Raw genomic sequence first — 25,360 nt, 5'->3', positions numbered from 1 at the left:
ACCGAGTCCAGCCCGTGAATCTGTTGCAACATATCGACCAATCGCGGCACCTGCTGCGCAAATCGGAACTCAAAGTGGCCGACCATGTGCTGCTCGATCCGGCTGCCGTCATGCACAGTTCGATGGCCGACCTGGCGCACAGCGTGGGGATCAGCGAGCCGACCATCGTGCGTTTCTGCCGGGCGATTGGCTGTTCGGGTTTCCAGGATCTCAAGCTCAAGCTGGCGCAGAGCCTGGCCGCTGGCGCCAGTTTCGGCCAGTTCGCGATTCACGAAGACGACTCGGTCGCCGACTACAGCCTGAAGATCTTCGACACCACCCTGCACACGCTGATGGAGGTGCGCGAGCACCTCGACCCGCAGGCGCTGCAGCAGGCGGTGACCGCCATGGCCCAGGCCCAGCGCGTGGAGTTCTACGGCTTTGGCGCTTCTGGCGCGGTGGCGGCCGATGCCCAGCACAAGTTCTTCCGCCTGCTGCTCAGCGCTGCGGCCTATTCCGACCCGCACATGCAGGCGATGTCGGCGGTCACCCTGAAGCCGGGCGACGTGGCGGTGTGCATTTCGCAGTCGGGGCGCTCCAAGGACCTGCTGATCACCGCAAACCTGGTGCGTGAAAGTGGCGCCAACCTGATCACCCTGTGCCCGAGCCAGACGCCGCTGGCCGAATTGTCGACGGTCAACCTGGCCATCGACGTGCATGAGGACACCGAGATCTACACCCCGCTGACCTCGCGCATCGCTCACCTTGTGGTGATCGACGTGCTGGCCATGGGCGTGGCCATGGCCCGCGGGCCGAGCCTGGTCAACCACCTCAAGAGCGTGAAGCGCAGCTTGCGCAGCCTGCGTTTGTCGCCCAAGTCGATCAAGGCCACCGACGACTGAGCGATACGCAGATTTCATCATTTCGTCACTATTTCACCGCAAAACGGTAAACCCCTGAGGCCAGTCTGAAACTCCCGCATCCTATTTGGGAGACAGGCAATGGCACATGATCACGCAGGTGTGTACCAACCCAACGCCAAGGCTCGCAAGCAGCAGGAAAAGGACCAGCGCCGCATGGAGTTCCGCCGCGCGATCGAAAGCTACTGCGACCAGCGCCAGCTGCTGCGCGAGCTGGCCGACTACCCCGACCTGCAAGACATCACGGTGTGGCAGGTCTCGGCGGCAACTTACCCGAGAAACGCTCCACAAGCCCGCTGATCTGCGCACGTTCACCGCGGATGAACGCCTGGAACGCCAGGGCGACCGGCGACTGGCGCTTGTTTTTGGATTGCACCAGGCACCAACTGCGGTACAGCGGCAGCTCTTCCACCGGCAGTTCCCTGAGCACGCCGGTGGCCAGCTCCAGATTGACCGCGTGGCGGGTCAGCAGGGCGATGCCCAGGCCGGCCACCACGCATTCGCGCTGGGCGTCCGTGGAGGCCACCTCGACGGTCTGGGTGAAGTGCACGCGCTTGTCCTTGAAGAACTCCTCGCAGGCCTTGCGCGTGCCCGACCCTTGCTCGCGGACCAGCAGGGCATGAGGCTCGAGATCCTGCAGGCGCAGCTGTTCGAGCTTGCAAAGCGGATGGTCCGGCGGCGCCACGGCAATGATCGGGTTGTTGAGGAAGGGCAGGAACTCCAGGCCCATGTCCTGGGGCACCATGGACATGATGGTCAGGTCGTCGCGGTTGTCCGACAGGCGCCGGATCGCCTGGGCCCGGTTGACCACCGTGAGGGTGAGGTTGACCTCCGGGTGGCGCTGCTTGAAGGCGGCGAACAGGTGTGGCACGAAGTACTTGGCGCTGGATTCGATCGCCAGTTTCAGTTGCCCCTGCAATGAGCCCTGCAGGTCCGACAGCTGCATGTCGAGGTTCTCCAGACGCCCGAAGATATCCCGGCTGGCGCGTTGCAGCGCCTCGGCTGCCTCGGTCAGGTAGAGCTTCTTGCCGACGTACTCGAACAGCGGCTGGCCGACCAGCTCCTCGAGTTGGCGGATCTGTAGACTAACGGCGGGTTGCGTCAGCGCCATCTCCTCGGCCGCCCGGCTGTAGGAGCGCAGATCACACACCTCGTTGAACACCTGCAGTTGACGCAAAGTCATACGCATCAAGGACTTACGCATTTTTCCGGGGCTCCGGCAAAACCTTGTTACCTCACTATAAGCTTTTGCTAATACTATCCCTAACAAATATTGATTTTTGTTTATTGACCTTCGGCGCTAGGGTGAATATGCGACTGGCCAGCGACGTCTGGTCACGCGCCGACCGGTAAAACCGGCTCGTCTGTTCCTACGGCTTTGGGAAGACTCCAGTGATAACAAAAATCCTGATCGCCAACCGGGGTGAGATCGCAGTTCGGATCGTGCGTGCCTGCGCCGAGATGGGCATTCGCTCCGTCGCGATCTACGCCGACGCCGACCGTCACGCCCTGCACGTCAAGCGCGCCGACGAGGCCTACAGCATCGGTGCCGAGCCCCTGGCCGGCTACCTGAACCCGCGCAAGCTGGTGAACCTTGCTGTCGAGACCGGCTGCGATGCCCTGCATCCAGGCTACGGTTTCCTGTCGGAAAACGCCGAGCTTGCGGAGATCTGCGCCGAACGCGGGATCAAGTTCATCGGCCCGGCCGCCGATGTCATTCGCCGCATGGGCGACAAGACCGAGGCACGCCGCACCATGATCGCGGCCGGTGTCCCGGTCACCCCCGGCACCGAAGGCAACGTCGCCGATATCCATGACGCCCTGCGCGAAGGCGACCGCATCGGTTACCCGGTGATGCTCAAGGCCACCTCCGGTGGCGGCGGGCGTGGCATCCGCCGCTGCAACAGCCGTGAAGAGCTGGAGCAGAACTTCCCCCGTGTCATCTCCGAGGCCACCAAGGCCTTCGGCTCGGCGGAAGTGTTCCTGGAAAAATGCATCGTCAACCCCAAGCACATCGAGGCGCAGATCCTCGGTGACAGCTTCGGCAACGTGGTGCACCTGTTTGAACGCGACTGCTCGATCCAGCGCCGCAACCAGAAGTTGATCGAGATTGCCCCGAGCCCGCAACTGACCCCCGAGCAGCGCGCCTACATCGGCGACCTGGCGGTGCGCGCGGCCAAGGCGGTGGACTACGAGAACGCCGGTACCGTGGAGTTCCTGCTCGCCGATGGCGAGGTGTACTTCATGGAGATGAACACCCGGGTGCAGGTGGAACACACCATCACCGAGGAAATCACCGGCATCGACATCGTCCGCGAGCAGATTCGCATCGCCTCCGGCCTGCCGCTGTCGATCAAGCAGGAAGACATCCAGCACCGTGGCTTCGCGTTGCAGTTCCGCATCAACGCCGAAGATCCGAAGAACAACTTCCTGCCCAGCTTCGGCAAGATCACCCGCTACTACGCCCCCGGCGGCCCCGGCGTGCGCACCGACACGGCGATCTACACCGGCTATACCATTCCGCCGTTCTACGACTCCATGTGCCTTAAGCTCGTGGTATGGGCGCTGACCTGGGAAGAAGCCATGGACCGCGGCCTGCGGGCCCTGGACGACATGCGCGTGCAGGGGGTGAAGACCACCGCCGCGTACTACCAGGAAATCCTGCGCAATCCGGAATTCCGCAGCGGCCAGTTCAACACCAGCTTCGTCGAAAGCCACCCTGAACTGACCAACTACTCGATCAAGCGCAAACCCGAAGAGCTGGCCCTGGCCATCGCCGCCGCCATCGCCGCGCACGCAGGCCTGTGAGGAACCGAACAATGTCCAAGAAAATCTTTGTCACCGACACAATCCTGCGCGACGCCCACCAGTCCCTGCTGGCCACCCGCATGCGCACCGAAGACATGCTGCCGATCTGCGACAAGCTCGACAAAGTCGGCTACTGGTCGTTGGAAGTCTGGGGCGGCGCCACCTTCGACGCCTGCGTGCGCTTCCTCAAGGAAGACCCGTGGGAGCGCCTGCGCAAGCTACGCGCCGCATTGCCCAACACCCGCCTGCAGATGCTCCTGCGTGGGCAGAACCTGCTGGGCTACCGCCATTACAGCGACGACGTGGTCAAGGCCTTCGTCGCCAAGGCGGCGGTCAACGGCATCGATGTGTTCCGCATCTTCGACGCCATGAACGACGTGCGTAACCTGCGCGTGGCCATCGAGGCGGTGAAGGCCGCCGGCAAGCACGCCCAGGGCACCATCGCCTACACCACCAGCCCCGTGCACACCATCGACGCCTTCGTGCAGCAGGCCAAGCAGATGGAAGCCATGGGCTGCGACTCGGTGGCGATCAAGGACATGGCCGGCTTGTTGACCCCGTTCGCCACCGGCGAGCTGGTCAAGGCACTGAAGGCCGAACAGTCGCTGCCGGTGTTCATCCACTCCCACGACACCGCTGGCCTGGCCGCGATGTGCCAGCTCAAGGCGGTGGAAAACGGCGCCGACCATATCGACACCGCCATCTCCAGCTTCGCCTGGGGCACCAGCCACCCAGGTACCGAATCGATGGTCGCCGCCCTCAAGGGCAGCGAGTTCGACACCGGCCTGGACCTGGAGCTGTTGCAGGAGATCGGCCTGTACTTCTACGCCGTGCGCAAGAAGTACCACCAGTTCGAGAGTGAATTCACCGCCGTGGACACCCGCGTGCAGGTCAACCAGGTGCCGGGCGGGATGATTTCCAACCTGGCCAACCAGCTCAAGGAGCAGGGCGCGCTCAACCGCATGAACGAAGTGCTGGCGGAGATCCCGCGGGTGCGCGAAGACCTCGGCTTCCCGCCGCTGGTGACGCCGACCTCGCAGATCGTCGGTACCCAGGCGTTCTTCAACGTGCTGGCCGGCGAGCGCTACAAGACCATCACCAACGAGGTGAAGCTGTACCTGCAGGGCGGTTACGGCAAGGCGCCGGGCGTGGTCAACGAGCAGCTGCGTCGCCAGGCGATCGGCAGCGAGGAAGTGATCGACGTGCGCCCGGCCGACCTGCTCAAGCCGGAGATGGCCAAGCTGCGTGCCGATATCGGCAGCCTGGCGCATTCTGAGGAAGACGTGCTGACCTTTGCCATGTTCCCCGACATTGGCCGCAAGTTCCTCGAGGAGCGCGAAGCCGGCTCCCTCAAGCCCGAAGCCCTGCTGCCGATTCCGGAAGCCGGCGCGGTGGGCTCGGTGGGCGGTGAGGGCGTGCCGACCGAGTTCGTCATCGACGTGCACGGCGAGACCTACCGCGTCGACATCACCGGCGTGGGCGTCAAGGCCGAAGGCAAGCGCCACTTCTACCTGTCCATCGACGGGATGCCGGAAGAAGTGGTGTTCGAGCCGCTCAACGAGTTCGTCGGCGGTGGCGGCAGCAAGCGCAAGCAGGCCAGCGAGCCGGGCCATGTCAGCACCAGCATGCCGGGCAACATCGTCGATGTGCTGGTCAAGGAAGGTGACGTGGTCAAGGCCGGTCAAGCGGTGCTGATCACCGAAGCCATGAAGATGGAGACCGAAGTGCAGGCGGCGATCGCTGGCAAGGTCGTGGCCATCCATGTGGCCAAGGGCGACCGGGTCACCCCGGGCGAGATCCTGATCGAGATCGAAGGCTGAGATAAGCCTTCATCTACAAGCGGTTAACCTCTGGGGAGCGAATGCTCCCCTTTTTTTCGCCTGCCGCTCAGCGTTGGTAACCCTTGCCGAAATGCCGCTCCAGCCGGGCCTGCACCAGCTCCAGCAGGATCGACAGCACCCAGTAGATCACCGCCGCGGTGGTCAGCATCTCCAGGTAGCGATAGCTGGAGCGGCCGTAGGACTGGGCCAGGAACATCACTTCCCAGACACCCATCACCGAAATCAGCGACGAGTCCTTGAGCATTGAGATGAACTGGTTGGCGCTCGGCGGGATGATGGTGCGCATGGCCTGGGGCAGGGTGATGTGCCAGAAGATCGCTGCCGGGCGCATGCCCAGGGCCAGGGCAGCCTGGCGCTGGCCGACGGCGACGCCGATGATGCCGGCGCGGAAGATCTCGCTCAGGTAGGCGCCGTAGTTCAGTGACAGGGCGATGATCCCGGCGGCGATGGCGCCCGGCACCAGGCCCAGCTGTGGCAGGCCCAGGTAGATCAGCAGAATCTGGATCAACAGCGGTGTGCCGCGAAAGAACGAGGTGTAGAAACTCGCCAGGCCAAACAGCACCGCACTGCTGGACAGCCTTGCCAAGGCGGCGGCAAAACCCAGCAGCACCGAGGTGAACATCGAGCAGATGCACAGGAACAGGGTCAGCGCGGCGCCTTGCAAAAAGCCGTTGGGGCCAAGCCGGAAGCCTGCAAGGTTGGGGAATTTCTCTACGATGATCGAAAATTTCAGATCAAAGTTTAAGAAAAAGCCCACGAACAGCAGCAACAATACCAGCCACGTCAGGTACAGCCGGCTGCGAAAGCCGAGCAGGCGCGAGCCCGTCGTTGTGGCGACGGGTTTGGGAGCAGGTTGATGTGCATTCATTTACTGATGTCGGCGCCGATCCACTTCTGCGAAAGCTTCGCCAGCGTACCCTCGGCTTTCAGCTCGGCGAACACCTGGCGCACCTTGGCATCCCATTCTGGGTCGCCTTTCTCGATGGCCACCGAGTTGGGCTCTTCATACAACGGCGCCCCGGCCAGCTTGAAACGCTTGTCCTGGTTCAGGCGGGGTTGCGCGGTCACCAGGTTGGTCAGGATTGCATCCAGGCGCACGCCGGCGCCCAGGCCGAGGTCCTGGAAGGCAACGTTGTCGGTGTCGTATGGGGCGGCCTGGACGAAGTCGAAGGGGTAGTCGATCTTGCGGTCTTCGGCGCCTTCGATCACCAGGTTCTTGTTCAGGTAGCTCTCGTAGCTGGAGGCACTGGTCAGGCCGACCTTGCGCCCGTTCAGGTCCTTGGCCGAGTGGATGCGCTCGTCCTTGGCGTTGACCACGATAACCGCCGGCGAGGCGTAGTACTGCACCGGGAAGTCGAACACTTCGGCGCGCGCCTTGCTCGGCGTCATCGAGCAGATGCAGATGTCGTAGCGGCCGCTCCAGCGGCCAGCAGCGATCACGTCCCAGGAGGGTGTTTCCAGGCGCAGTTTCACCCCCAGCTTTTCGGCGACGGCCTTGGCCACGTCCACATCGAAGCCGTCGAGCTGATTTTGCTCGTTGAGGAAAGAGAACGGCGGGTAGCTCTCCATCAGCACATTGACCAGTTCCTTGCGGGTTTCCACACGTTCCAGCGTGGCGCCTGCGAAGGCTTGAGTGGCAGCGCTCAGGGCAAGGAGACCGGCGCCCAGCAAGGTTGGTAAACGCATGGAGATACCTGGAAAAAGTGCTTGAATAAAGGATGTTTGATATTTAATAGTTATAAACATGTACTAACTAGTGAATTTTATTCATATCAATATAAGTGAATGGCATATGGGCGAACGGTCGTTGGTTATTCTGGATGGCGGCATGGGGCGGGAATTGCAGCGCCGGGGTGCGCCGTTTCGTCAGCCGGAGTGGTCGGCGCTGGCGCTGAGCGAGGCGCCGGAGGCCGTAGTGGCCGTCCATGCTGCCTACATCGCGGCGGGTGCCGAAGTGATCACCAGCAACAGCTATGCGGTGGTGCCGTTTCATATCGGCGAAGCGCGCTTTGCCAAAGAGGGCTACGCCCTGGCACAAACCGCAGGGCAATTGGCACGGGCGGCTGCCGATGCTGCCGGGGGCAAGGTGCGGGTTGCCGGCTCCTTGCCGCCGCTGTTCGGTTCCTATCGCCCAGACCTGTTCCAGCCGCAACAGGTCGCCGCAGTGCTGACGCCGCTGCTTGAAGGCCTGGCCGAGCATGTCGACCTGTGGCTGGCGGAAACCCAGAGTTCGATCGCGGAAGTGCGTGCCATCCACGCGCAGCTGCCGCGCGATGGCAAGCCGTTCTGGGTGTCGTTCACCCTGCGCGATGAAGACGTCGATGACGTGCCACGGCTGCGCTCGGGCGAACCGGTCGCGCAAGCCGCCGAAGCCGTTGCCGCGCTTGGTGCGCAGGTGTTGTTGTTCAACTGCAGCCAGCCCGAAGTGATCGGTGATGCCATCGATGCCGCCAAGGCAGCATTCGAGCGCCTGGGTGCCGATATCGCCATCGGTGCCTACGCCAACGCCTTCCCACCCCAGCCCAAGGATGCAACGGCCAATGATGGCCTGGACGAGCTGCGTGAAGACCTGGACCCACCGGGCTACCTGAGCTGGGCACAGAACTGGCGCCAGCGCGGTGCCAGTCTGGTCGGCGGTTGCTGCGGAATCGGCCCGGAGCACATTGCCGAGCTCAAGGCGAAATTGGTTTGATGAGGTAGATCGTGGCCAGCCGCTGAGGGTGGGCCAATGGGACGAGTATCCCAGAAATTGATGCCTTGGCGCCCCTGATGGATCCGGAGCAGGCCTTCCAGCGCCTGCGCCAGGATGCCGGCAGCCTGCTGGCATTGCCGGACGTCCTGGCCGATATGGGGCTCTCTGATGCGGTAATGAACCATCCGGCCATTGCCCTCGGCCCACTGCAACGGCGGCTGACTGCCTGGGGGCTGGCATGACAGTTTCCATCGATGTGCACGGGTTGTTGATCGATGCTTTGCGCGAAGGTATCGCCGACGGCAGCCTGGAACTCGGCGCGGCAGTGCGCCGCTTGCGTGTCGAGGTGGCCAAGATGCAGCAGGCGCAGTTTGCGAAGATGTGCAAGATTTCGGTTCGCACGCTGATTCAGATCGAGCAGGGGGAAGGCAACCCCACGCTCAAGTCGTTGAATGCAGTGTTCAAGCCGTTCGGCTTGAAAATGGGTGTGGTCAGTCGTCACCGGCAGATCGGTTGACTGCATCGCGGGGCAAGTCGCAAGCGTGGGAGCGGCGGTGCGCCGATGCGACTTGCCCCGCACTGCTTCAACCCAGGCGACATGCCTCCAGCGTCAGCACCTGCCCCTGAGGCTGCTGGTTTTCCTCACTCAACCAACGCTCGAACCCCACCGCCACGGCCGGCCACTCGGCATCGGTAATCGAGTACCAGGCGGTATCCCGATTGCGGTCCTTGACCACCATGTGGTTACGGAACACCCCTTCAAACACAAAGCCGAACCGCTCCGCTGCACGCTTGGAGCGATCATTGGCGTTGTTGCACTTCCATTCCAGCCGGCGGTTGCCCAGCGCGAAGCCGAGCTTGCTCAGCAGGTAGACCGCCTCGGTGCCCTTGGGCGTGCGCTGCATGGCGGCGCCGAAGGCGATGTGGCCGATTTCGAAGCGACCCTGTTCCGGGACGATCGACATGTAGCTGAGGATGCCCTGGACCTGGCCGCTGGCGCGGTCGATCACGCTGTAGAACAGCGGGTCGCGGCTGGCGGCGTTGCCTTGCAGCCAGTGGTCGAATCCGGCGCGCTCGGCAAACGGGCCGTAGGGCAGGTAGTCCCACAGCAACGGGTCCGAGCCCGGGCCTTGCAGTACTTCCCACAGGTCATTGCCATGGCGGGCCGGGTCGAGTTTTTCCAGGCGGATGAAACGGCCTTCGAGGGGCTCGGCCTTCGGGGTGCCGGCGGGCTTCCAGTTCAATGCGTCGTTCATGTTCGGCCTACAGTGCTTTGCGGAATTGGATGAAGCCCGGCCGATCGGCGATCTGTTCGTACAGGCTGATGGCGGTGGCATTGGTCTCGTGGGTCAGCCAGTGCACCCTCGTGCAGTCGGCGGCCTTGGCCGTCGCGTAAACATGCTCGATCAGCTGTCGGCCGATACCCAGGCCGCGTTGCTCGCCGTCCACGTAGAGGTCCTGCAGGTAGCAGGAATTCTGGATGCTCCAGTTGGTGCGATGGTAGATGAAGTTGACCAGGCCCACCGCCTTGTCGTCGACCCAGGCCAGGGTCGAATGGGTGGGCTCGTTGGGGTCGAGCAGGCGCTGCCAGGTGCTGAGGTAGACCTCGTCGGCCAGCTCGGTCTGGTAGAAGCGCAGGTAGGCCTGCCACAGGGAGCGCCAGGCGGCGTGATCGTGAGTGCCGACCGGGCGCAGGGTAACGGGGGTCATGGGCTTGTCCTTCAGAGATCGCGCATGTGCGCGGCGAGTTGGTTGTCCAGGTGGTCATTGCTGGCACTGAGGCCTTTGCGCACGCCGGCAATGTCATGCGCCGAACGGTTCTGGCTCAGTTTGCGCGCACCTTGCAGGCGGCTGATGGACAGGCGGATGCCAACGATGGCGCGGAGCATGCCGTCGAGGTAGTCGCTTGGGGCGTCAGACACTTTCCAGGGCTCGTCGCGGAGTTGTTCATGGCGTTCGGTGAGGCGGGTGACAATGTCCAGTAACGACTGGGCGTTGTGGATAACTTCGACCGGGCCATAGGCGTGCACGGCCAGGTAGTTCCAGGTCGGCACCACCTTGGGGTTGTCCGCCTTGCTCGGGTAGTAGCTCGGGCTGACGTAGGCATCGGCACCGGGAAACACCAGCAGCGCCTCGCCCCCTTGCTCCAGGTCCTGCCACTGGCGGTTGGCCCGGGCCAGGTGGGCGTAGACCGTGCCGAACTCGCCTTCGCCAGCCTCGACCAGTACGGGCAGGTGGGTGGCCAGCAGGCCCTGGTCACCCTGGCTGACCAGCAGGGCCAGGCGGGTTTGCAGCATGTGCCGGTGCAGGCGGTCGAGGTCGTGTTCCTGGTGGGACGTGTTGTTGTACATGCTGGATGTCCTTGCTGAATGACCCCATGCTAGGCAGGCTATTGGCTCTAGGTAAGAGCCATTCACGGCTGTTTTCATAGGTCCAATGTCATGAGCGAACGTTGCCATCCTCTGCCTTTCGACCCCGCGGGTATTGTCCTGGACCGCCGCCGCGGGCTGAGCCAGCAGCTCTACCATGCCTTGCGCGCCAGGGTGCTGGATGGGCGCCTGGGCAGCGGCACGCGGTTGCCGGCCACCCGCGATTTGGCGGCGATGCTGATGCTGTCGCGTAACAGCGTGGTGCGAGCCTACGACCAGCTGTATGCGGAGGGCTTCATCGAGAGCCGGGTTGGCGATGGCACCTATGTGAGCCAGCTGCCGAAACTATCCACACAATTATCAACAGGGTTATCCCTGGGGTTATCAACAGACTTATCCACATATAGTGCTTCAGATACTGAGGATTTATCCAGGCAGGCAGTCATCAGCGAGCCCCTGCAACGTCTGAAGAATCATCATTTGCCGCTGCCCAGAGGCGGGGCGCCCAAGGCTTTTCGCGTCGGCGTGCCGGCGTTCGACCTGTTCCCGTTCGAGGTGTGGGCCAAGCTGCAAGCGGGTTTCTGGCGAAATCCCGACCCGGCGTTGCTGGGCTATGGCGACCCGGCCGGTGAGTGGCAGCTGCGTGAATTGATTGCCACCTACCTGCGACGCTCGCGGGGGCTTAGCTGCACGGCTGAACAAATAGTGATCACCAGTGGCGCGCAGGAGGCCATCAGCCTTTGTGCACAGCTGCTGCTGCAACCGGGCGATGGCGTGGCTGTGGAAAACCCGGGCTACCGGGCTGCCGGGCATGCCTTCGCGATGGCCGGGGCCACGCTCAAGGGCGTGCCGGTGGATGCCGAGGGCATGGACTGCGCAAGGCTGACCGAGATGCCCGAGTGTCGGCTGGCCTACGTGACGCCTGCCCACCAGTACCCCACGGGCGTTACCATGAGCCTGGCCCGTCGCCTGTCGCTGCTGGATTGGGCCGAGCGCCAGGATGGCTGGATCCTCGAGGACGACTACGACGGCGAGTACCGTTACAGCGGTGTGCCGCTGGCGCCACTGGCCTCGCTGGACCGCCAGGGGCGAGTGCTGTACGTGGGGACCTTCGGCAAGATCGCGCTTCCGGCCTTGCGCCTGGGATACCTGGTGCTTCCCGGGCGTCTGGTGCAGGCGTTCAGTCGATGCCGGGCGCTGGCGGTACGCCATTCGGAGGTCGGCACCCAGTGCGTGATGGCGCAATTCATGGCCCAGGGGCATTTCCAGCGGCATATCCGCCGCATGCGCCGGGCTGCGCTGGCGCGGCGCAATGTGCTCAAGGCAGGCTGGCCGCAGGACGTGCCAGGGCTGGGGGCCATGCCCGTGGTGGCGGCGGGGCTGCATGTGAAGGTAGATGTGGATAACTTCGCGCGGGAGCAGGAGCTGGTGGCTCGGGCGGAAGCGGTGGGGGTGGAGGTCAATCCGCTGAGCAGCTACTGGCTGGAGGATAGCGAGGAGCCAGTGGATAACAGGGCAGGGTTGGTGCTGGGGTTTGCCGCGGTGCCGGAGGCGCAGATAGCGGATGCGTTGATGCGTCTGCGCAAGGCTTGGCGGCGCTGAATTGAGGTCGCTCTGCGCCCCGTCGTCGGCAAGCCGACTCCCACAGTAACTGCGCATGCCTTTGTAGGAGCCGGCTTGCCGGCGAGGGGCTGCAGAGCAGGCCCCAACCCCATCAGGTTCCCGACTTGATCTTGGTCCAGGCCCGGGTGCGTGCCCGCTCGGCATCCCGTGGCAGTGGCTTCAAGGTATACAGCTTGGCCATCGCCTCCGTTGTCGGGTACAGGTTCGGGTTGTTGCGGATCGCTGGGCTGACCTTGTCGTTCGCATCCTTGTTCGGGTTCGGGTAGCCGACGAAATCGCTGATCGGCGCGATCACCTCAGGCCGCAGCAGGTAGTTGATGAAGGCATGGGCATCCTCCGGGTTGGCCGCGTTCTTCGGGATCGCCAGCATGTCGAACCAGATCGGTGCCCCCTCCCTGGGCAGGCGCATGTCCACTGTCACGCCATTCTTTGCCTCGCGGGCGCGGTTGGCGGCCTGGGAGAAGCTGCCCGAATAACCCACTGCCACGCAGATGTCGCCGTTGGCGATGTCGGCCATGTACTTGGAAGAGTGGAAGTAGGTGACATGCGGGCGGATCTTCAGCAGCAGGTCCTGGGCTTTCTGATAGTCGGCCGGCTTGCCGCTGTTAGGGTCCAGACCCAGGTACGACAGGGCCAGCGGCAGGATCTCCGACGGTGAATCGAGCAGCGCCACGCCGCACTGCTTGAGCTTGGCGATGTTCTCCGGTTTGAAGATCAGGTCCCAGCTGTCCACCGGGGCGTTGTCGCCGAGCACCGCCTTGACCTTGTCCGGGTTGAAGCCGATCAGCACGGTGCCGTACATGTAGGGCACGGCGAACTTGTTGCCGGGATCGTTGGCCTCGATCAGCTTCATCAGCGCCGGGTCCAGGTGTTGCCAGTTGGGCAGCTTGGCGCGATCGAGCGGCTGGAACACGCCCGCTTCGATCTGCTTGGCGAGGAACACGTTGGACGGCACCACCACGTCGTAGCCGGAGTTGCCGGTCAGCAGCTTGGCCTCCAGTGCCTCGTTGGTGTCGAAGATGTCGTAGACCAGCTTCACCCCGCTGTCCTTCTGGAAGTCGGTGAGGGTCTGCGGGGTGATGTAGTCGAACCAGTTGTAGACCCGCAGGGTGCGCTGGTCGGCATGGGCCTGGAGCGCGCCGGCGAGCAGGCCGGTGGCGATGAGCGGGGCGAGCAGACGCTTGAGTCGGACCATGTTCAGGCTCCTGGCTGGGCGTGCTGGAAGCCTTCCAGCACATTGACCGCGTTGATGCCGATTTCCTCCACAGCGTAGCCACCCTCCATCACGAACAAGGTCGGCTTGCCCAACTGGGCGATGCGCTTGCCCATTTCCAGATAGTCCGGGCTGTCGAGCTTGAACTGGGAGATCGGGTCATCCTTGAAGGTGTCCACGCCGAGGGAGATCACCAGTACCTCGGCGTCGTAGGCGGCGATGCGCTGGCAAGCATCTTCCAATGCAGCGCTCCAGGCGGCCCAATCACTGCCGGCGGGCAGTGGGTAATTGATGTTGCAGCCTTCGCCCGCGCCTTCGCCGACTTCGTCGGCATAGCCCAGGAAGAACGGGAACTCGTCCTGCGGATCGCCGTGGATCGAGGCGAAAAACACATCGTTGCGGGTGTAGAAGATGTCCTGGGTGCCGTTGCCGTGGTGGTAGTCGACATCGAGGATGGCCACCTTGCGCCGGCCCTGGTCAAGGAAGGCCTGGGCGGCGATGGCGGCGTTGTTCAGGTAGCAGTAGCCACCCATCACCTCGGCGGCGGCGTGGTGTCCCGGCGGGCGGCACAGGGCGAAGGCCGCGTGGGCGCCTTGCTGGATCGCGGCCTGGGCGGTCAGGGCCACTTGCGCCGCGCTGTAGGCGGCCTGCCAGGTGCCGGCGGTGATGGGTGCGCCAGCGTCGAAGCTGTAATAGCCGAGTTCACCGTGCAGGCCGGTGGGCTTGACCTGGCGCAGGGTGCGCGCCGGCCAGGTGAAGGGCAGCAGGTCGCCGTCGTGGCCGAGTGCGGCCCAGCGAGCCCAGGCGCCTTCGAAGAAGTTCAGGTAGTCGGTGCTGTGGATACGTTGCAGCGGGGCGCGACCGAAATCGGTGGGGCCTTGCACGGGGCCGAGGTTGCGCTTTTGCACCTGCTCCAGGACGTGGTCGGCGCGGGAAGGCATTTCGAAGCAGGGCATCAGTTTGCCGTCGATCAGCTCGCAGCGGCCATGGTGCAGGCGGTGGTCATCGGAATAGATCGTCAGCACGTGTTGTTCTCCGTTTATGACTGGCGTGGGCCGATTGTGCTGGCTGGCCTGATGCAGGGAGAACGGCATGAATGGCCAAAAGGGGATAGATATGGCCATCACCTGTGCCGACCGCTATCGCGGGGTGGTCAGCCGCGGAAATGGCTGGGCGCAACGCCGCTCCAGCGCTGGAAGGCATGCCTGAAACTCGCGGTCTCGCTGAATCCCAGCGATTCGGCAATGCGATAGATCGGCATCTGGTCTTCGGCCAGCAGTTGCTTGGCCCGCTCGAAGCGCAACTCGTCGAGCAGCTGTTGATAACTGCTGCCCAGCGCTTGCAGGTGCCGGCGCAAGGTGCGCGATGAGCAGTTCATCTGCCGTGCCAGCCCCTCCAGCCCGGGGGCGGCATCCAGCTGTTGGACCAGCAGCTGGCGAATGCGTCCGAGCCAGGCCTGGCGTCCGGTGAACTCAAGGTTCAGGCGCCTGCAGCGTTCGCCCATGGCCTTGTGGGTGATCGGGTCGGCCAGCGGCAGTGGCATGTCCAGCCAGCGGCGCTCGAAGGCAAAGGCGTTGTCGCTGGCCTGGAAGCCGAGCGGGCACTGGAACGCACCGTCATAGAGCGTGTGGTAGCCGGGACGCGAGTGTTCGAAGCGCGCCGCCAGCAGCGGCAGCGGGCGGCCGAGCAGGTCATCGCAGATCACCTTCAGCGACACCAGGCAGAACTCGGCGTTGAAGGCGGCAAGGCCGGGGGCGTCGTAATGGTCGGTGGCGCTGAGCCAGACTCGCTGGCCGTCATCCACCAGGCGCAGCTGGAAGACTGTTCCCAGCAGTGCCGGATAACTCAGCGCCAGGCGCAGGGCGTCACCCAAAGTGGCACTGGAGAGCAGGGCGTAACCGAGCATCCCGTAGCACGACACATGCATCCGCCGGCCCAGTTCCAGGCCGATGTCCTCACGCCGGGCCACGGCGTTGGCGCACACCTGCAGCTCCTGTTGGGTGGTGATGCGCGCATCGGCGTGGCCCAGGTCCGCCGGGCCTATGCCGCTGCCGGCGAGCAGCTGCCGCGGGTCGACGCCGGCCTCCTGGAACACCTGGAGGATCAGCGAAACCGCGTTGAGGGTGGTGAGGTGGCTGTGCAGCATGCTCGGCGTCCCATTGGGCTGAGAAGCTTTGGAGAGCAAGTTGTGTGCCGTTGGAGGGATATCGAATCCCTGGCACAAAAAAAGGGCCCGGAGCGTGCGCTCGGGCCCTTGAAAGGTTGAGAGGTGTCTAGTCCCTCGACCTGGTGAGACTGTTTGCAGCGGCCTGGGTTACGCCTTCAGCGGAACCAGACGGGGAGCGATCATGTTTTCCGGACGCAGGATGTCGTTGAGCATCGCTTCGTCTAGCAGCTTCTCCTCGCGCACCAGTTCTAGCACGCCGCGGCCGGTTTCCAGGGCGACGCGGGCGATACGGGTGGCGTTTTCATAGCCGATGTACGGGTTCAGGGCGGTGACCAGGCCGATCGAGTGCTCGACCAGTTCACGGCAGCGCTGTTCGTTGGCGGTGATGCCGACGATGCAGTGCTCGCGCAGCATGTCCATGGCGCGTTGCAGCAGGCGGATCGAGTCGAAGATCTTGTAGGCGATCAGCGGTTCCATCACGTTCAGCTGCAGCTGGCCACCTTCGGCGGCGACGGTCAGTGCCAGATCGTTGCCCATGATGGCGAAGGCCACCTGGTTGACGGCTTCCGGGATCACCGGGTTGACCTTGCCTGGCATGATCGAGCTGCCTGGCTGACGTGCTGGCAGGTTGATTTCGTTGATGCCGGTACGTGGGCCGCTGGACAGCAGGCGCAGGTCGTTGCAGATCTTCGACAGCTTGACCGCGGTACGCTTGAGCATGCCGGAGAACAGCACGAAGGCGCCCATGTCGGAGGTGGCTTCGATCAGGTCGGCAGCCGGGACCAGCGGCTGGCCGCTGATGGTCGCCAGGCGCTGCACGGCCAGGGCCTGGTAGCCCGGGTCGGCGTTGATGCCGGTACCGATGGCGGTACCGCCCAGGTTGATTTCGGTCAGCAGTTCCGGCGCCAGCGAGCGCAGGCGCTGCAGGTCTTCGGTCATGGTGGTGGCGAAGGCGCGGAATTCCTGGCCCAGGGTCATCGGTACGGCGTCCTGCAGCTGGGTACGGCCCATCTTCAGTACGTGGTCGAACTCTTTACCCTTGGCGGCGAAGGCCTGGATCAGGCTGTCGAGGCTGGCCAGCAGGGCGTCGTGGCCCAGCAGCAAGCCCAGACGGATCGCGGTCGGATAGGCGTCGTTGGTCGACTGCGCCATGTTCACGTCGTTGTTCGGGTGCAGGTACTGGTACTCACCTTTCTGGTGGCCCATGTGCTCCAGCGCGACGTTGGCGATGACTTCGTTGGCGTTCATGTTGGTGGAGGTGCCGGCACCGCCTTGAATCATGTCCACGACGAACTGATCGTGGAAATCACCCTTGATCAGTCGGGCGCAGGCTGCAGTGATGGCAGCGTGCTTGGCATCGCTCAGGTGCCCCAGCTCACGGTTGGCGTCAGCAGCAGCCTGCTTGACCATCGCCAGGCCGACTACCAGTTTGGGGTAGTGCGACAGCGGAACGCCGGAGAGGTGGAAGTTGTTGGCAGCGCGCAGAGTCTGGATGCCGTAGTAGGCATCGGCAGGGACTTCAAGGGTACCAAGCAGATCTTTTTCGACGCGGAACGATGCAGCGGAGGACATGATGGATATCATCTCGATTTTGACCCGGCACCTGCCGGAATGGCGCCAATGCTAGGGCTGCCCGGATTTTGCGGCCAATGCTGTTGCACGCTAACCTATGCACAAACGGCATACGGTTTGATGTGACGCCGATTGACAATCGAGCGTGTTCCATTTTGGTGCACGCGTTGCGGAGTAGTCGATGAACCTCGAAAGCAAATGGCTGGAGGACTTCAGTGCCCTGGCCTCAACCCGCAGTTTCTCCCAGGCGGCCGAGCGCCGGTTCGTCACCCAGCCGGCCTTCAGCCGGCGCATACGCAGCCTGGAGGCGGCGTTGGGGCTGACCTTGGTGAATCGTTCCCGCACACCGATCGAACTGACCGAGGCCGGCCAGCTGTTTCTCGTCACCGCGCGTACCGTTGTCGACCAGTTGAGCGAAGTTCTCCGCCATTTACATCACCTTGAGGGCGGGCAGGGCGAGGTGATTCAGGTGTCGGCTGCGCACTCCCTGGCGTCGGGCTTTTTCCCGCGCTGGGTGGCGCAGCTGCGCAACGATGGCTTGAACATCGCCACGCGCCTGGTGGCCACCAACGTTGGCGATGCCGTTCATGCATTGCGCGAGGGCGGTTGCGACCTGATGCTGGCTTTCTATGATCCGGACGCCGCCTTGCAGATGGACGCCGAGATCTTCCCGTCGTTGCACATGGGCACCACCGAAATGCTTCCGGTGTGCGCCGTTAGCCCGGACGGCAAGCCGCTGTTCGACCTGGAGGGCGAGGGCAGCGTGCCGCTGCTGGCCTACAGCGCCGGTGCCTTCCTCGGCCGTTCGGTCAACCTGCTGCTGCGCCAGCGCAACCTGCGCTATACCACTGTCTATGAAACAGCGATGGCCGACAGTCTAAAGAGCATGGCCCTCGAAGGCATGGGCATCGCCTGGGTGCCGAGGCTGTCGATGCGCGGCGAGCTGGAGCGCGGCGAACTGGTGATCTGTGGCGGCAGCCAGTGGCATGTGCCGCTGGAAATCCGCCTGTACCGCTGCGCGCTGGTGCGCAAGGCCAACGTGCGGTTGCTGTGGCGCAAGCTGGAGGGTGGCTCAGTTGACCCGAAAGTCAGCCAAACCCCCGAAAAATAAGGGCGACAGTTGGTCGCCGGGGGTGCCGTGATCGCCTTGCGTTACGCTATACTGCGCGGCCCCTCGACCGGATAGATCCGGTCATGATCAGCAAACAAGCCACGCCGGTCGTCCCGCGTGGCTTGTTGTTTTTTGACGCGCCTGCGGGCGCACAAGCGAAGAGGCTCGACGATGAGTGCACTGGTTGGCGTGATCATGGGCTCCAAGTCCGATTGGTCCACCCTTAGCCACACCGCCGATATGCTGGAAAAACTCGGCATTCCCTACGAGGTGAAGGTGGTTTCCGCCCACCGTACCCCGGACCTGCTGTTCCAGTACGCCGAGGAGGCCGAAGGCCGCGGCATCGAGGTGATCATCGCCGGTGCCGGAGGCGCCGCCCACCTGCCGGGCATGTGCGCCGCCAAGACCCACCTGCCGGTGTTGGGCGTGCCGGTGCAGTCGTCGATGCTGTCGGGTGTCGATTCGCTGCTGTCGATCGTGCAGATGCCAGCTGGGGTTCCCGTGGCCACCCTGGCCATCGGCAAGGCCGGCGCGGTCAATGCCGCGCTGCTGTCGGCAAGCATCCTGGGCGCCAAGTACCCGCAGTTCCACGCGGCGCTCAAGCAGTTCCGCACCGAGCAGACCGACACCGTTCTGGACAATCCAGACCCGCGCCAGGCTTGAGGTTGACGCTATGAAGATCGGTGTAATCGGTGGCGGCCAGCTGGGCCGCATGCTGGCCCTTGCGGGCACCCCGCTGGGCATGAACTTCGCCTTCCTCGACCCGGCCCCGGACGCTTGCGCCGCGCCGCTGGGCGAGCACCTGCGCGCCGACTACGGCGACCAGGACCACCTGCGCCAGTTGGCCGACGAAGTCGACCTGGTGACCTTCGAGTTCGAGAGCGTGCCGGCCGAAACCGTCGCCTTCCTCTCGCAGTTCGTGCCGGTCTATCCGAGTGCCGAGGCCCTGCGCATTGCCCGCGATCGTCTGTTCGAAAAGAGCATGTTCCGCGACCTGGGGATTCCGACCCCGGCTTTCGCCGACATCCTCTCGCAAGCGGACCTGGATGCCGCCGTCGCCAGCATCGGTCTGCCGGCCGTGCTCAAGACCCGTACCCTGGGGTATGACGGCAAGGGCCAGAAGGTCCTGCGCAAGCCTGAGGACGTGGTGGGCACCTTCGCCGAGCTGGGCAGCGTGCCCTGCTTGCTGGAAGGTTTCGTACCGTTCACCGGCGAAGTGTCGCTGGTGGCCGTGCGTGCCCGCGATGGCGAAACCCGCTTCTACCCGTTGGTGCACAACACCCACGACAGCGGCATCCTGAAATTGTCGGTGGCCAGCGAGGCGCATCCGCTGCAGGCCCTGGCCGAAGACTACGTCGGCCGCGTGCTGCAGAAGCTGGACTATGTCGGTGTCATGGCGTTCGAGTTCTTCGAGGTCGACGGCGGCCTGAAGGCCAACGAGATCGCCCCGCGCGTGCACAACTCCGGGCACTGGACCATAGAAGGCAGCGAATGCAGCCAGTTCGAGAACCACCTGCGTGCCGTCGCCGGCCTGCCGTTGGGTTCGACCGCCAAGGTGGGTGAGAGCGCCATGCTCAACTTCATCGGCGAAGTACCGCCAGTGGACAAGGTCTTGGCCATCGACGATTGCCACCTGCACCACTACGGCAAGGCGTTCAAGGTCGGACGCAAAGTCGGCCATGCCACCCTGCGCTGCGCCGACATGGCCACCCTCAAGGCCAAGATTGCCGAAGTAGAGGCCTTGATCGCCGGCTGATCGAACTTCTGCCCGGCAATGCCGCTCTGAGATGGCAACATGCCAAAGCGCTGACTAGGCTTTGGCATGTTTCATGTTCATCACAGAGGGATTGCCATGGGCATCATTGGAACCATCTTCATTGGCCTGATCGTCGGCCTGCTGGCGCGTTTCCTGAAACCGGGTGACGACAGCATGGGCTGGATCATGACCATCCTCCTCGGCATCGCCGGCTCCCTGGCTGCCACCTATGGCGGGCAAGCCCTTGGCATCTACCAGGCCGGGCAGGCCGCGGGCTTCTTCGGGGCCCTGGTCGGCGCGATCATCCTCCTGGTGATCTACGGCTTCATCAAGAAGAGCTGAACACACGTTAGAATGCCGGCAATTCAGTCCCCGAGTTGCCGAGCATTCCCATGCGTGCGTTATTCCTCGTCCCCCTGCTGCTGGCCAGCGCCCTGGCCCATGCCGAATTGCCCGAGACCGACTGGCTTGAGCTGATGCCCAAGTCGGACCAGAAAGCCCTCGAGCAGATGCCCGAGATCGACCACGACTCCCCGGAAGCCCAAGGGACCTTCACTGCCAAGGGTGGCCTGAAGCAGAGCAAGGGCTTGCCGGCGGTGATGTACTCGACCAAGACCGTGGCAGCGATGAACGGCAAGCAGATCCGCCTGGGCGGGTATCCGGTGCCGTTGGAAAGCGATGCCAAGGGCAACAGCACGCTGTTCTTCCTCGTGCCGTACCCGGGCGCCTGCATCCATGTTCCGCCACCGCCACCGAACCAGCTGGTGCTGGTGCGTTATCCGAAAGGGTTGAAGATCGATGACATCTACACGCCGTTGTGGGTGACCGGCACGCTGAAGGTGGAGACGGTCAGCAATGACCTGGCGGATGCGGCGTATGCGCTGGAGGCGGGGCAGGTGAGGGTGGTGGAGGATGCCGACCTGTAACGCATCCGGGACTGCTTTGCAGCCCGTCGCGACGCAAGGCCGCGCCCACAGGGATCACGCGAATCCTGTGGGAACGGCCTTGTGTCGCGAAAGGACCGCGTAGCGGTCCTGGAAACCTCAGAGCACTTCGCTACCGATCGCCACGCTCATCGCATGACTCGCCCCCGGCTTGAGCACCACCACGTCATCCATCACATTCGCCGTCTCGATGCACAGCATGCGCTGCCAGCCATCGTCGGCCATGTCCGGCAGGTCGCGGGCCCGCTCGGTCCAGGGGTTCCAGATGACCGCGGTGCGTGAGCCGCCGGCCTGCAGGGTGATGCGTCGGTTCCAGTGCGGGTCGACGATGGCCAGGCGCTCGGGGGCGTTCAGGTAGATGCGGTCGATCTCGCCCGCGAAACCCAGGTTGCCCTGCTGCTGGCGTTGCTCCCAGTTGGCCAGGGTTTCGATATAGGCCAACCCGTCCACGCCTTCCACCTGCACCTGGCGCACGTCGCTTACCGCGAAGTAGCTGTGCAGGGCCTGGCTCAGGGTGACGTCGGAATGGCCGAGGTTGTAGCTGGTCAGGGTCAGCTTCAGCTGGTCGCCCAGTTCCACCAGCAGCTTGAGCTGGACTTCGTGGGCCCAACCCGGCAGATCGCCCTGGGCTTCGGGTAGTTCGAATTCGATGTGCAGGTTTTCGCCGTGCTTCTCGGCCCCCAGCAACTGCCAGTCGCGCCCGCGCACCAGGCCATGGGCCGGTGGCTGCTCGCCCTTGAACATGGCTTTGACCGAATCCGGGTTGCGTTCGAAGATGCCGAACCACGGCCAGCACACCGGCGCGCCGGCGCGCACCGACTTGCCCTTGCGGAAAATGGCCTGGTCGCTCAGCCACAGCAGCGGCGGTTCGCCGATTCGCTGGTAGCTGAGGACCTGTGCGCCCTGCTGGGCGATCAATAGTTCGGCCTGCTCGCTGGTAATGCGCCAGCAATTGAGTTCGCCGTGAAGCTCGGTCTCGACCGTGAAGTTAGCCATTGCGCTCGTCTCATTGATTGTCTGTCAGGCCGTTGGACCCGGTGACGTGCAATGAGTTTACCGCTCGCTCGGCTCAGCGACGAGGCACCGAGCGGGTGCGACCGCTGCCATCGATGGCGACGAACACGAACACGGCTTCGGTGACCTTGCGCCATTCGCTGGACAGCGGGTCGTCGCTCCACACCTCGACCATCATCTGGATCGAGCTGCGGCCGATCTCCAGGGTCTGGGTATAGAAGGACAGCTGCGCGCCCACTGCCACCGGCACCAGGAATGCCATGCGGTCGATGGCCACCGTGGCCACCCGGCCACCGGCGACGCGGCTGGCCATGGCGGTGCCGGCCAGGTCCATCTGGGCGACCAGCCAGCCGCCGAAGATATCGCCGAAACCATTGGTCTCGCGCGGCAGCGCGGTGATCTGCAAGGCCAGGTCGCCCTGCGGGATAGGATCTTCTTGTTCGAGTTCAATCATGCCGTGGGGCCTCTGACCCGTGAAGCTTCGTTGGTGGCGCAATGAAGGACGCCGTAAAAACGATTCAGCATCACGCATACTACGCTGATTTCGCTTCGCGAGGCGGCCAAAGGGAATCTCTGCGAAACAGTCTGACAACAATGACCGACGTTTTCGCACAACTTCCCAAAATGGAAGCAACCTTTTCCTACGAGCGGGCAGTATATATACCTGCACAGCCAGCGACGACCGCACATTCATGAATATCTGTATGGATTTTGTACCGCTATGAGCGCGGCTCGGCAATTTGCTATCTTCGCTGCCTATCCAATCCAGAAACCGCATGCCAAGCGGTCCGCAGACCTACAAGAGAAAGAACAGCGATGACCTCCGTGCAGAGCAGTATCGAGCAGCCGTCCCGGCCGTTGTCCCGCAGTGACTACAAGACCCTCTCGCTGTCCGCCCTGGGCGGAGCTCTGGAGTTCTACGACTTCATCATCTTCGTGTTTTTCGCCACGGTGGTCGGCAAGTTGTTCTTCCCGGCCGACATGCCCGAATGGCTGCGCCTGATGCAGACCTTCGGCATCTTCGCCGCCGGCTACCTGGCGCGCCCCCTTGGCGGCATCGTCATGGCCCACTTCGGCGACCTGCTCGGGCGCAAGAAGATGTTCACCCTGAGCATCTTCCTGATGGCCGTGCCGACCCTGGTGATGGGCCTGCTGCCCACCTATGCGCAGATCGGCCTGTGGGCGCCGATCCTGCTGCTGTTGATGCGGGTGATCCAGGGCGCGGCCATCGGCGGCGAGGTGCCGGGCGCCTGGGTGTTCGTCTCCGAGCACGTGCCGGCGCGCAACACCGGCTATGCCTGCGGCACCCTGACCGCGGGCCTGACCTCGGGCATCCTGCTCGGCTCGCTGGTGGCGACGCTGATCAACACGCTCTATACCCCCGAGGAAGTGGCGGACTACGCCTGGCGTATTCCGTTCCTCCTGGGCGGGGTGTTCGGCTTCTTCGCGGTCTACCTGCGCCGCTGGCTGCATGAGACCCCTGTGTTTGCCGAGATGCAGGCGCGAAAGGCCCTGGCCGAGGAACTGCCGCTGCGCGCGGTGCTGCGCGACCACCGCGGCGCGATCATCCTGTCGATGTTGCTCACCTGGCTGCTGTCGGCCGGCATCGTGGTGATCATCCTCATGACTCCGGCATTGCTGCAAAGCCTCTATCACCTGAGCCCAACGGATTCGCTCAAGGCCAACAGCCTGGCCATCGTGCTGCTCAGCCTGGGCTGCATCGGGGCTGGCAGTCTGGCCGACCGCTTCGGCGCTGGGCGCGTGTTCATCGTCGGCAGCCTGGCGCTTCTGGCGTCGTCCTGGGCCTTCTACCACAGCCTGCCGACCCGCCCAGACCTGCTGTTCCCGCTGTACGCCCTGACCGGTCTGTGCGTGGGCATCGTCGGTGCCGTGCCGTACGTGATGGTCAAGGCGTTTCCGCCGGTGGTGCGCTTCAGCGGCCTGTCGTTCTCCTACAACCTGGCCTACGCGATCTTTGGCGGGTTGACGCCGATGGTGGTAACCGCGCTGCTCAAGTTCAGCCCGATGGCGCCAGCCTACTACGTGGCGTGCCTGTGTGCCGTTGGTCTGCTGGTGGGCACCTATTTGCTGGCTCGCAAACGCTGACACCCGCTCTAAGTTCCCCCTCTGCAACATCCTGTAAAGGCCATCCCGGTTCCCGGTGATGGCCTTTCATCCAATTGTCATATTCAAGTCATAGAGTGTTCATGCGGCCTGCAGATACTTGGGCCCGTTCCATCTCACAACCCACGATATTCCTGCTAGGAGCAAGGCATGAAACTGAAGCGTTTGATGGCGGCCCTGACCTTTGCCGCCGCTGGCGTCGCTGCCGCCAATGCGGTCGCCGCTGTCGATCCTGCAATCCCGACCTACACCAAGACCACCGGTGTATCGGGCAACCTCTCCAGCGTCGGTTCCGACACCCTCGCGAACCTGATGACCCTGTGGGCCGAGGCCTACAAGAAGGAATATCCGAACGTAAACATCCAGATCCAGGCCGCCGGCTCCTCCACCGCGCCACCCGCGCTGACCGAAGGCACCGCCAACCTGGGCCCGATGAGCCGCAAGATGAAGGACGTCGAGCTGCAGGCCTTCGAGCAGAAGTACGGCTACAAGCCGACCGCCATCCCGGTCGCCGTCGACGCCCTGGCCGTGTTCGTGCACAAGGACAACCCGATCAAGGGCCTGACCATGGCCCAGGTCGACGCCATCTTCTCCTCCACCCGCCTGTGCGGTGGCAAGAGCGAGATCAAGACCTGGGGTGACGTCGGCGTGACCGGCGACCTGGCCAACAAGCCGATCCAGCTGTTCGGCCGCAACTCGGTATCGGGCACCTACGGCTACTTCAAGGAAGAAGCCCTGTGCAAAGGCGACTTCAAGCCTAACGTCAACGAGCAGCCTGGCTCGGCCTCGGTCGTGCAGTCGATCAGCTCCTCGCTGAACGGCATCGGCTACTCGGGCATCGGCTACAAGACCGCCAGCGTCAAGACCGTGGCCCTGGCCAAGAAAGAAGGGGGCGCCTTCGTCGAAGACAACGAAGCCAACGCCCTGAACGGTACCTACCCGCTGTCGCGCTTCCTGTACGTCTACGTCAACAAGGCGCCGAACAAGCCTCTGGCCCCGCTGGAAGCCGAGTTCGTCAAGCTGGTGCTGTCGCAGGCCGGCCAGCAAGTTGTCGTGAAGGACGGTTACATCCCGCTGCCAGCCAAGGTGGTCGACAAGACCCTGGCCGACTTGGGCCTGTCCCACGCGGGTAACGTTGCAAAGAAGTAAGTAACTGAGGACGAGGCCGGTGCCAACAATGCCGGCCTCTCCCACGAATTCCCTAGTCCGAAGCCAGGGCTCCTGAGC

General features: G+C 63.7%; 27 protein-coding genes. 15 read left to right on the top strand and 12 right to left on the bottom strand.

Annotated elements, in window-relative coordinates; translation table 11 throughout:
• The first annotated feature begins 14 nt into the window (after nt 1–14).
• On the top strand, nt 15–881 hold the full coding sequence (gene hexR / locus K5H97_RS28900; protein ID WP_023630201.1) for a transcriptional regulator HexR: 867 nt from the start codon (nt 15–17) through the stop codon (nt 879–881).
• 99 nt (nt 882–980) lie between these two features.
• Nucleotides 981–1,199 carry a PA3496 family putative envelope integrity protein gene (locus K5H97_RS28895; RefSeq protein ID WP_051555645.1) on the top strand — a complete coding sequence of 73 codons (219 nt, stop codon included), beginning with the start codon at nt 981–983 and terminating at the stop codon, nt 1,197–1,199.
• Here the strand turns inward: K5H97_RS28895 and K5H97_RS28890 are convergent.
• Nucleotides 1,141–2,088 carry a LysR family transcriptional regulator gene (locus K5H97_RS28890; RefSeq protein ID WP_162175253.1) on the bottom strand — a complete coding sequence of 316 codons (948 nt, stop codon included), beginning with the start codon at nt 2,086–2,088 and terminating at the stop codon, nt 1,141–1,143. The two genes, K5H97_RS28895 and K5H97_RS28890, sit on opposite strands and share 59 nt — an antisense overlap.
• Nucleotides 2,089–2,291: 203 nt before the next feature.
• Here K5H97_RS28890 and K5H97_RS28885 point away from each other — a divergent pair, with 203 nt between their 5' ends.
• Nucleotides 2,292–3,707 carry an acetyl-CoA carboxylase biotin carboxylase subunit gene (locus K5H97_RS28885; protein ID WP_028689992.1) on the top strand — a complete coding sequence of 472 codons (1,416 nt, stop codon included), beginning with the start codon at nt 2,292–2,294 and terminating at the stop codon, nt 3,705–3,707.
• Between the two features lie 11 nt (nt 3,708–3,718).
• Nucleotides 3,719–5,527 (top strand): sodium-extruding oxaloacetate decarboxylase subunit alpha, encoded by a 1,809-nt coding sequence (gene oadA / locus K5H97_RS28880; protein WP_028689991.1) that lies wholly within the window; start codon nt 3,719–3,721, stop codon nt 5,525–5,527.
• A 67-nt stretch (nt 5,528–5,594) separates the two neighbouring features.
• Here oadA and K5H97_RS28875 read toward each other — a convergent pair whose 3' ends face one another.
• Entirely contained in the window at nt 5,595–6,416 is an 822-nt protein-coding gene (locus K5H97_RS28875) for an amino acid ABC transporter permease (RefSeq protein WP_028689990.1), read from the bottom strand.
• Entirely contained in the window at nt 6,413–7,234 is an 822-nt protein-coding gene (locus tag K5H97_RS28870) for an ABC transporter substrate-binding protein (protein ID WP_028689989.1), read from the bottom strand. The genes K5H97_RS28875 and K5H97_RS28870 overlap by 4 nt, the downstream gene beginning before the upstream one ends.
• Before the next feature lie 106 nt (nt 7,235–7,340).
• Here K5H97_RS28870 and K5H97_RS28865 point away from each other — a divergent pair, with 106 nt between their 5' ends.
• The 3 genes from K5H97_RS28865 (at nt 7,341) to K5H97_RS28855 (ending at nt 8,757) form a co-directional block, all read left to right on the top strand.
• The gene (locus K5H97_RS28865) at nt 7,341–8,240 is read left to right on the top strand and encodes a homocysteine S-methyltransferase family protein (protein WP_028689988.1); all 900 of its coding nucleotides are present in this window, start codon (nt 7,341–7,343) and stop codon (nt 8,238–8,240) included.
• Between the two features lie 65 nt (nt 8,241–8,305).
• Nucleotides 8,306–8,482: a hypothetical protein gene (locus K5H97_RS28860; RefSeq protein ID WP_211258410.1), complete on the top strand. Its 177-nt coding sequence runs from the start codon at nt 8,306–8,308 to the stop codon at nt 8,480–8,482.
• Nucleotides 8,479–8,757: a helix-turn-helix transcriptional regulator gene (locus K5H97_RS28855; protein WP_028689987.1), complete on the top strand. Its 279-nt coding sequence runs from the start codon at nt 8,479–8,481 to the stop codon at nt 8,755–8,757. Before K5H97_RS28860 ends, K5H97_RS28855 begins: the two co-directional genes overlap by 4 nt.
• A 67-nt stretch (nt 8,758–8,824) precedes the next feature.
• Here K5H97_RS28855 and K5H97_RS28850 read toward each other — a convergent pair whose 3' ends face one another.
• From K5H97_RS28850 to K5H97_RS28840, 3 genes are read right to left on the bottom strand one after another with little or no spacing between them, the layout of a single operon-like run.
• Nucleotides 8,825–9,496 carry a GNAT family N-acetyltransferase gene (locus K5H97_RS28850; RefSeq protein ID WP_028689986.1) on the bottom strand — a complete coding sequence of 224 codons (672 nt, stop codon included), beginning with the start codon at nt 9,494–9,496 and terminating at the stop codon, nt 8,825–8,827.
• Nucleotides 9,497–9,503: 7 nt separating this feature from the next.
• A complete protein-coding gene (locus K5H97_RS28845) occupies nt 9,504–9,950 on the bottom strand; it encodes a GNAT family N-acetyltransferase (RefSeq protein WP_028689985.1) in 447 nt (148 codons plus the stop codon).
• Nucleotides 9,951–9,961: 11 nt separating this feature from the next.
• Nucleotides 9,962–10,591 carry an FMN-binding negative transcriptional regulator gene (locus tag K5H97_RS28840; RefSeq protein ID WP_028689984.1) on the bottom strand — a complete coding sequence of 210 codons (630 nt, stop codon included), beginning with the start codon at nt 10,589–10,591 and terminating at the stop codon, nt 9,962–9,964.
• Between the two features lie 90 nt (nt 10,592–10,681).
• Between K5H97_RS28840 and pdxR the strand changes: the two genes are divergently transcribed.
• The gene (gene pdxR / locus K5H97_RS28835; protein WP_028689983.1) at nt 10,682–12,211 is read left to right on the top strand and encodes a MocR-like pyridoxine biosynthesis transcription factor PdxR; all 1,530 of its coding nucleotides are present in this window, start codon (nt 10,682–10,684) and stop codon (nt 12,209–12,211) included.
• 112 nt (nt 12,212–12,323) lie between these two features.
• Here pdxR and K5H97_RS28830 read toward each other — a convergent pair whose 3' ends face one another.
• From K5H97_RS28830 to aspA, 4 genes are all read right to left on the bottom strand, one after another.
• Nucleotides 12,324–13,427: an extracellular solute-binding protein gene (locus K5H97_RS28830; protein ID WP_028689982.1), complete on the bottom strand. Its 1,104-nt coding sequence runs from the start codon at nt 13,425–13,427 to the stop codon at nt 12,324–12,326.
• 2 nt (nt 13,428–13,429) lie between these two features.
• A complete protein-coding gene (locus K5H97_RS28825; protein ID WP_028689981.1) occupies nt 13,430–14,470 on the bottom strand; it encodes a histone deacetylase family protein in 1,041 nt (346 codons plus the stop codon).
• A 128-nt stretch (nt 14,471–14,598) separates the two neighbouring features.
• Complete coding sequence (locus K5H97_RS28820) at nt 14,599–15,591, bottom strand: AraC family transcriptional regulator (RefSeq protein WP_028689980.1); 993 nt, start codon at nt 15,589–15,591, stop codon at nt 14,599–14,601.
• A gap of 168 nt (nt 15,592–15,759) precedes the next feature.
• The gene (gene aspA / locus K5H97_RS28815) at nt 15,760–17,184 is read right to left on the bottom strand and encodes an aspartate ammonia-lyase (protein ID WP_028689979.1); all 1,425 of its coding nucleotides are present in this window, start codon (nt 17,182–17,184) and stop codon (nt 15,760–15,762) included.
• A gap of 181 nt (nt 17,185–17,365) precedes the next feature.
• On the opposite strand from aspA, the gene K5H97_RS28810 reads away from it, so the two are divergent.
• The 5 genes from K5H97_RS28810 (at nt 17,366) to K5H97_RS28790 (ending at nt 20,977) form a co-directional block, all read left to right on the top strand.
• Complete coding sequence (locus tag K5H97_RS28810) at nt 17,366–18,295, top strand: LysR substrate-binding domain-containing protein (protein ID WP_028689978.1); 930 nt, start codon at nt 17,366–17,368, stop codon at nt 18,293–18,295.
• A 171-nt stretch (nt 18,296–18,466) separates the two neighbouring features.
• A complete protein-coding gene (gene purE / locus K5H97_RS28805; protein ID WP_028689977.1) occupies nt 18,467–18,958 on the top strand; it encodes a 5-(carboxyamino)imidazole ribonucleotide mutase in 492 nt (163 codons plus the stop codon).
• A gap of 10 nt (nt 18,959–18,968) precedes the next feature.
• Nucleotides 18,969–20,051: a 5-(carboxyamino)imidazole ribonucleotide synthase gene (locus tag K5H97_RS28800; protein WP_028689976.1), complete on the top strand. Its 1,083-nt coding sequence runs from the start codon at nt 18,969–18,971 to the stop codon at nt 20,049–20,051.
• Nucleotides 20,052–20,147: 96 nt separating this feature from the next.
• Complete coding sequence (locus K5H97_RS28795; RefSeq protein ID WP_011536441.1) at nt 20,148–20,393, top strand: GlsB/YeaQ/YmgE family stress response membrane protein; 246 nt, start codon at nt 20,148–20,150, stop codon at nt 20,391–20,393.
• A 50-nt stretch (nt 20,394–20,443) separates the two neighbouring features.
• Nucleotides 20,444–20,977 carry a DUF3299 domain-containing protein gene (locus K5H97_RS28790; protein WP_028689975.1) on the top strand — a complete coding sequence of 178 codons (534 nt, stop codon included), beginning with the start codon at nt 20,444–20,446 and terminating at the stop codon, nt 20,975–20,977.
• A gap of 117 nt (nt 20,978–21,094) precedes the next feature.
• On the opposite strand, the gene K5H97_RS28785 is transcribed toward K5H97_RS28790, so the two are convergent.
• Entirely contained in the window at nt 21,095–21,991 is an 897-nt protein-coding gene (locus K5H97_RS28785; RefSeq protein WP_028689974.1) for a D-hexose-6-phosphate mutarotase, read from the bottom strand.
• 73 nt (nt 21,992–22,064) lie between these two features.
• A complete protein-coding gene (locus K5H97_RS28780) occupies nt 22,065–22,463 on the bottom strand; it encodes an acyl-CoA thioesterase (protein ID WP_003253317.1) in 399 nt (132 codons plus the stop codon).
• A 362-nt stretch (nt 22,464–22,825) separates the two neighbouring features.
• On the opposite strand from K5H97_RS28780, the gene K5H97_RS28775 reads away from it, so the two are divergent.
• Both K5H97_RS28775 and K5H97_RS28770 read left to right on the top strand, forming a co-directional pair.
• Nucleotides 22,826–24,115 (top strand): MFS transporter, encoded by a 1,290-nt coding sequence (locus K5H97_RS28775; protein ID WP_028689973.1) that lies wholly within the window; start codon nt 22,826–22,828, stop codon nt 24,113–24,115.
• 168 nt (nt 24,116–24,283) lie between these two features.
• Nucleotides 24,284–25,282, top strand: a complete 999-nt coding sequence (locus K5H97_RS28770; RefSeq protein ID WP_011536436.1) for a phosphate ABC transporter substrate-binding protein PstS — start codon at nt 24,284–24,286, stop codon at nt 25,280–25,282.
• Nucleotides 25,283–25,360: the final 78 nt, after the last annotated feature.

This window comes from Pseudomonas mosselii, from assembly GCF_019823065.1.
Classification (GTDB): domain Bacteria; phylum Pseudomonadota; class Gammaproteobacteria; order Pseudomonadales; family Pseudomonadaceae; genus Aquipseudomonas; species Aquipseudomonas mosselii.
This window is presented reverse-complemented; position numbering and strand designations above follow the sequence as displayed.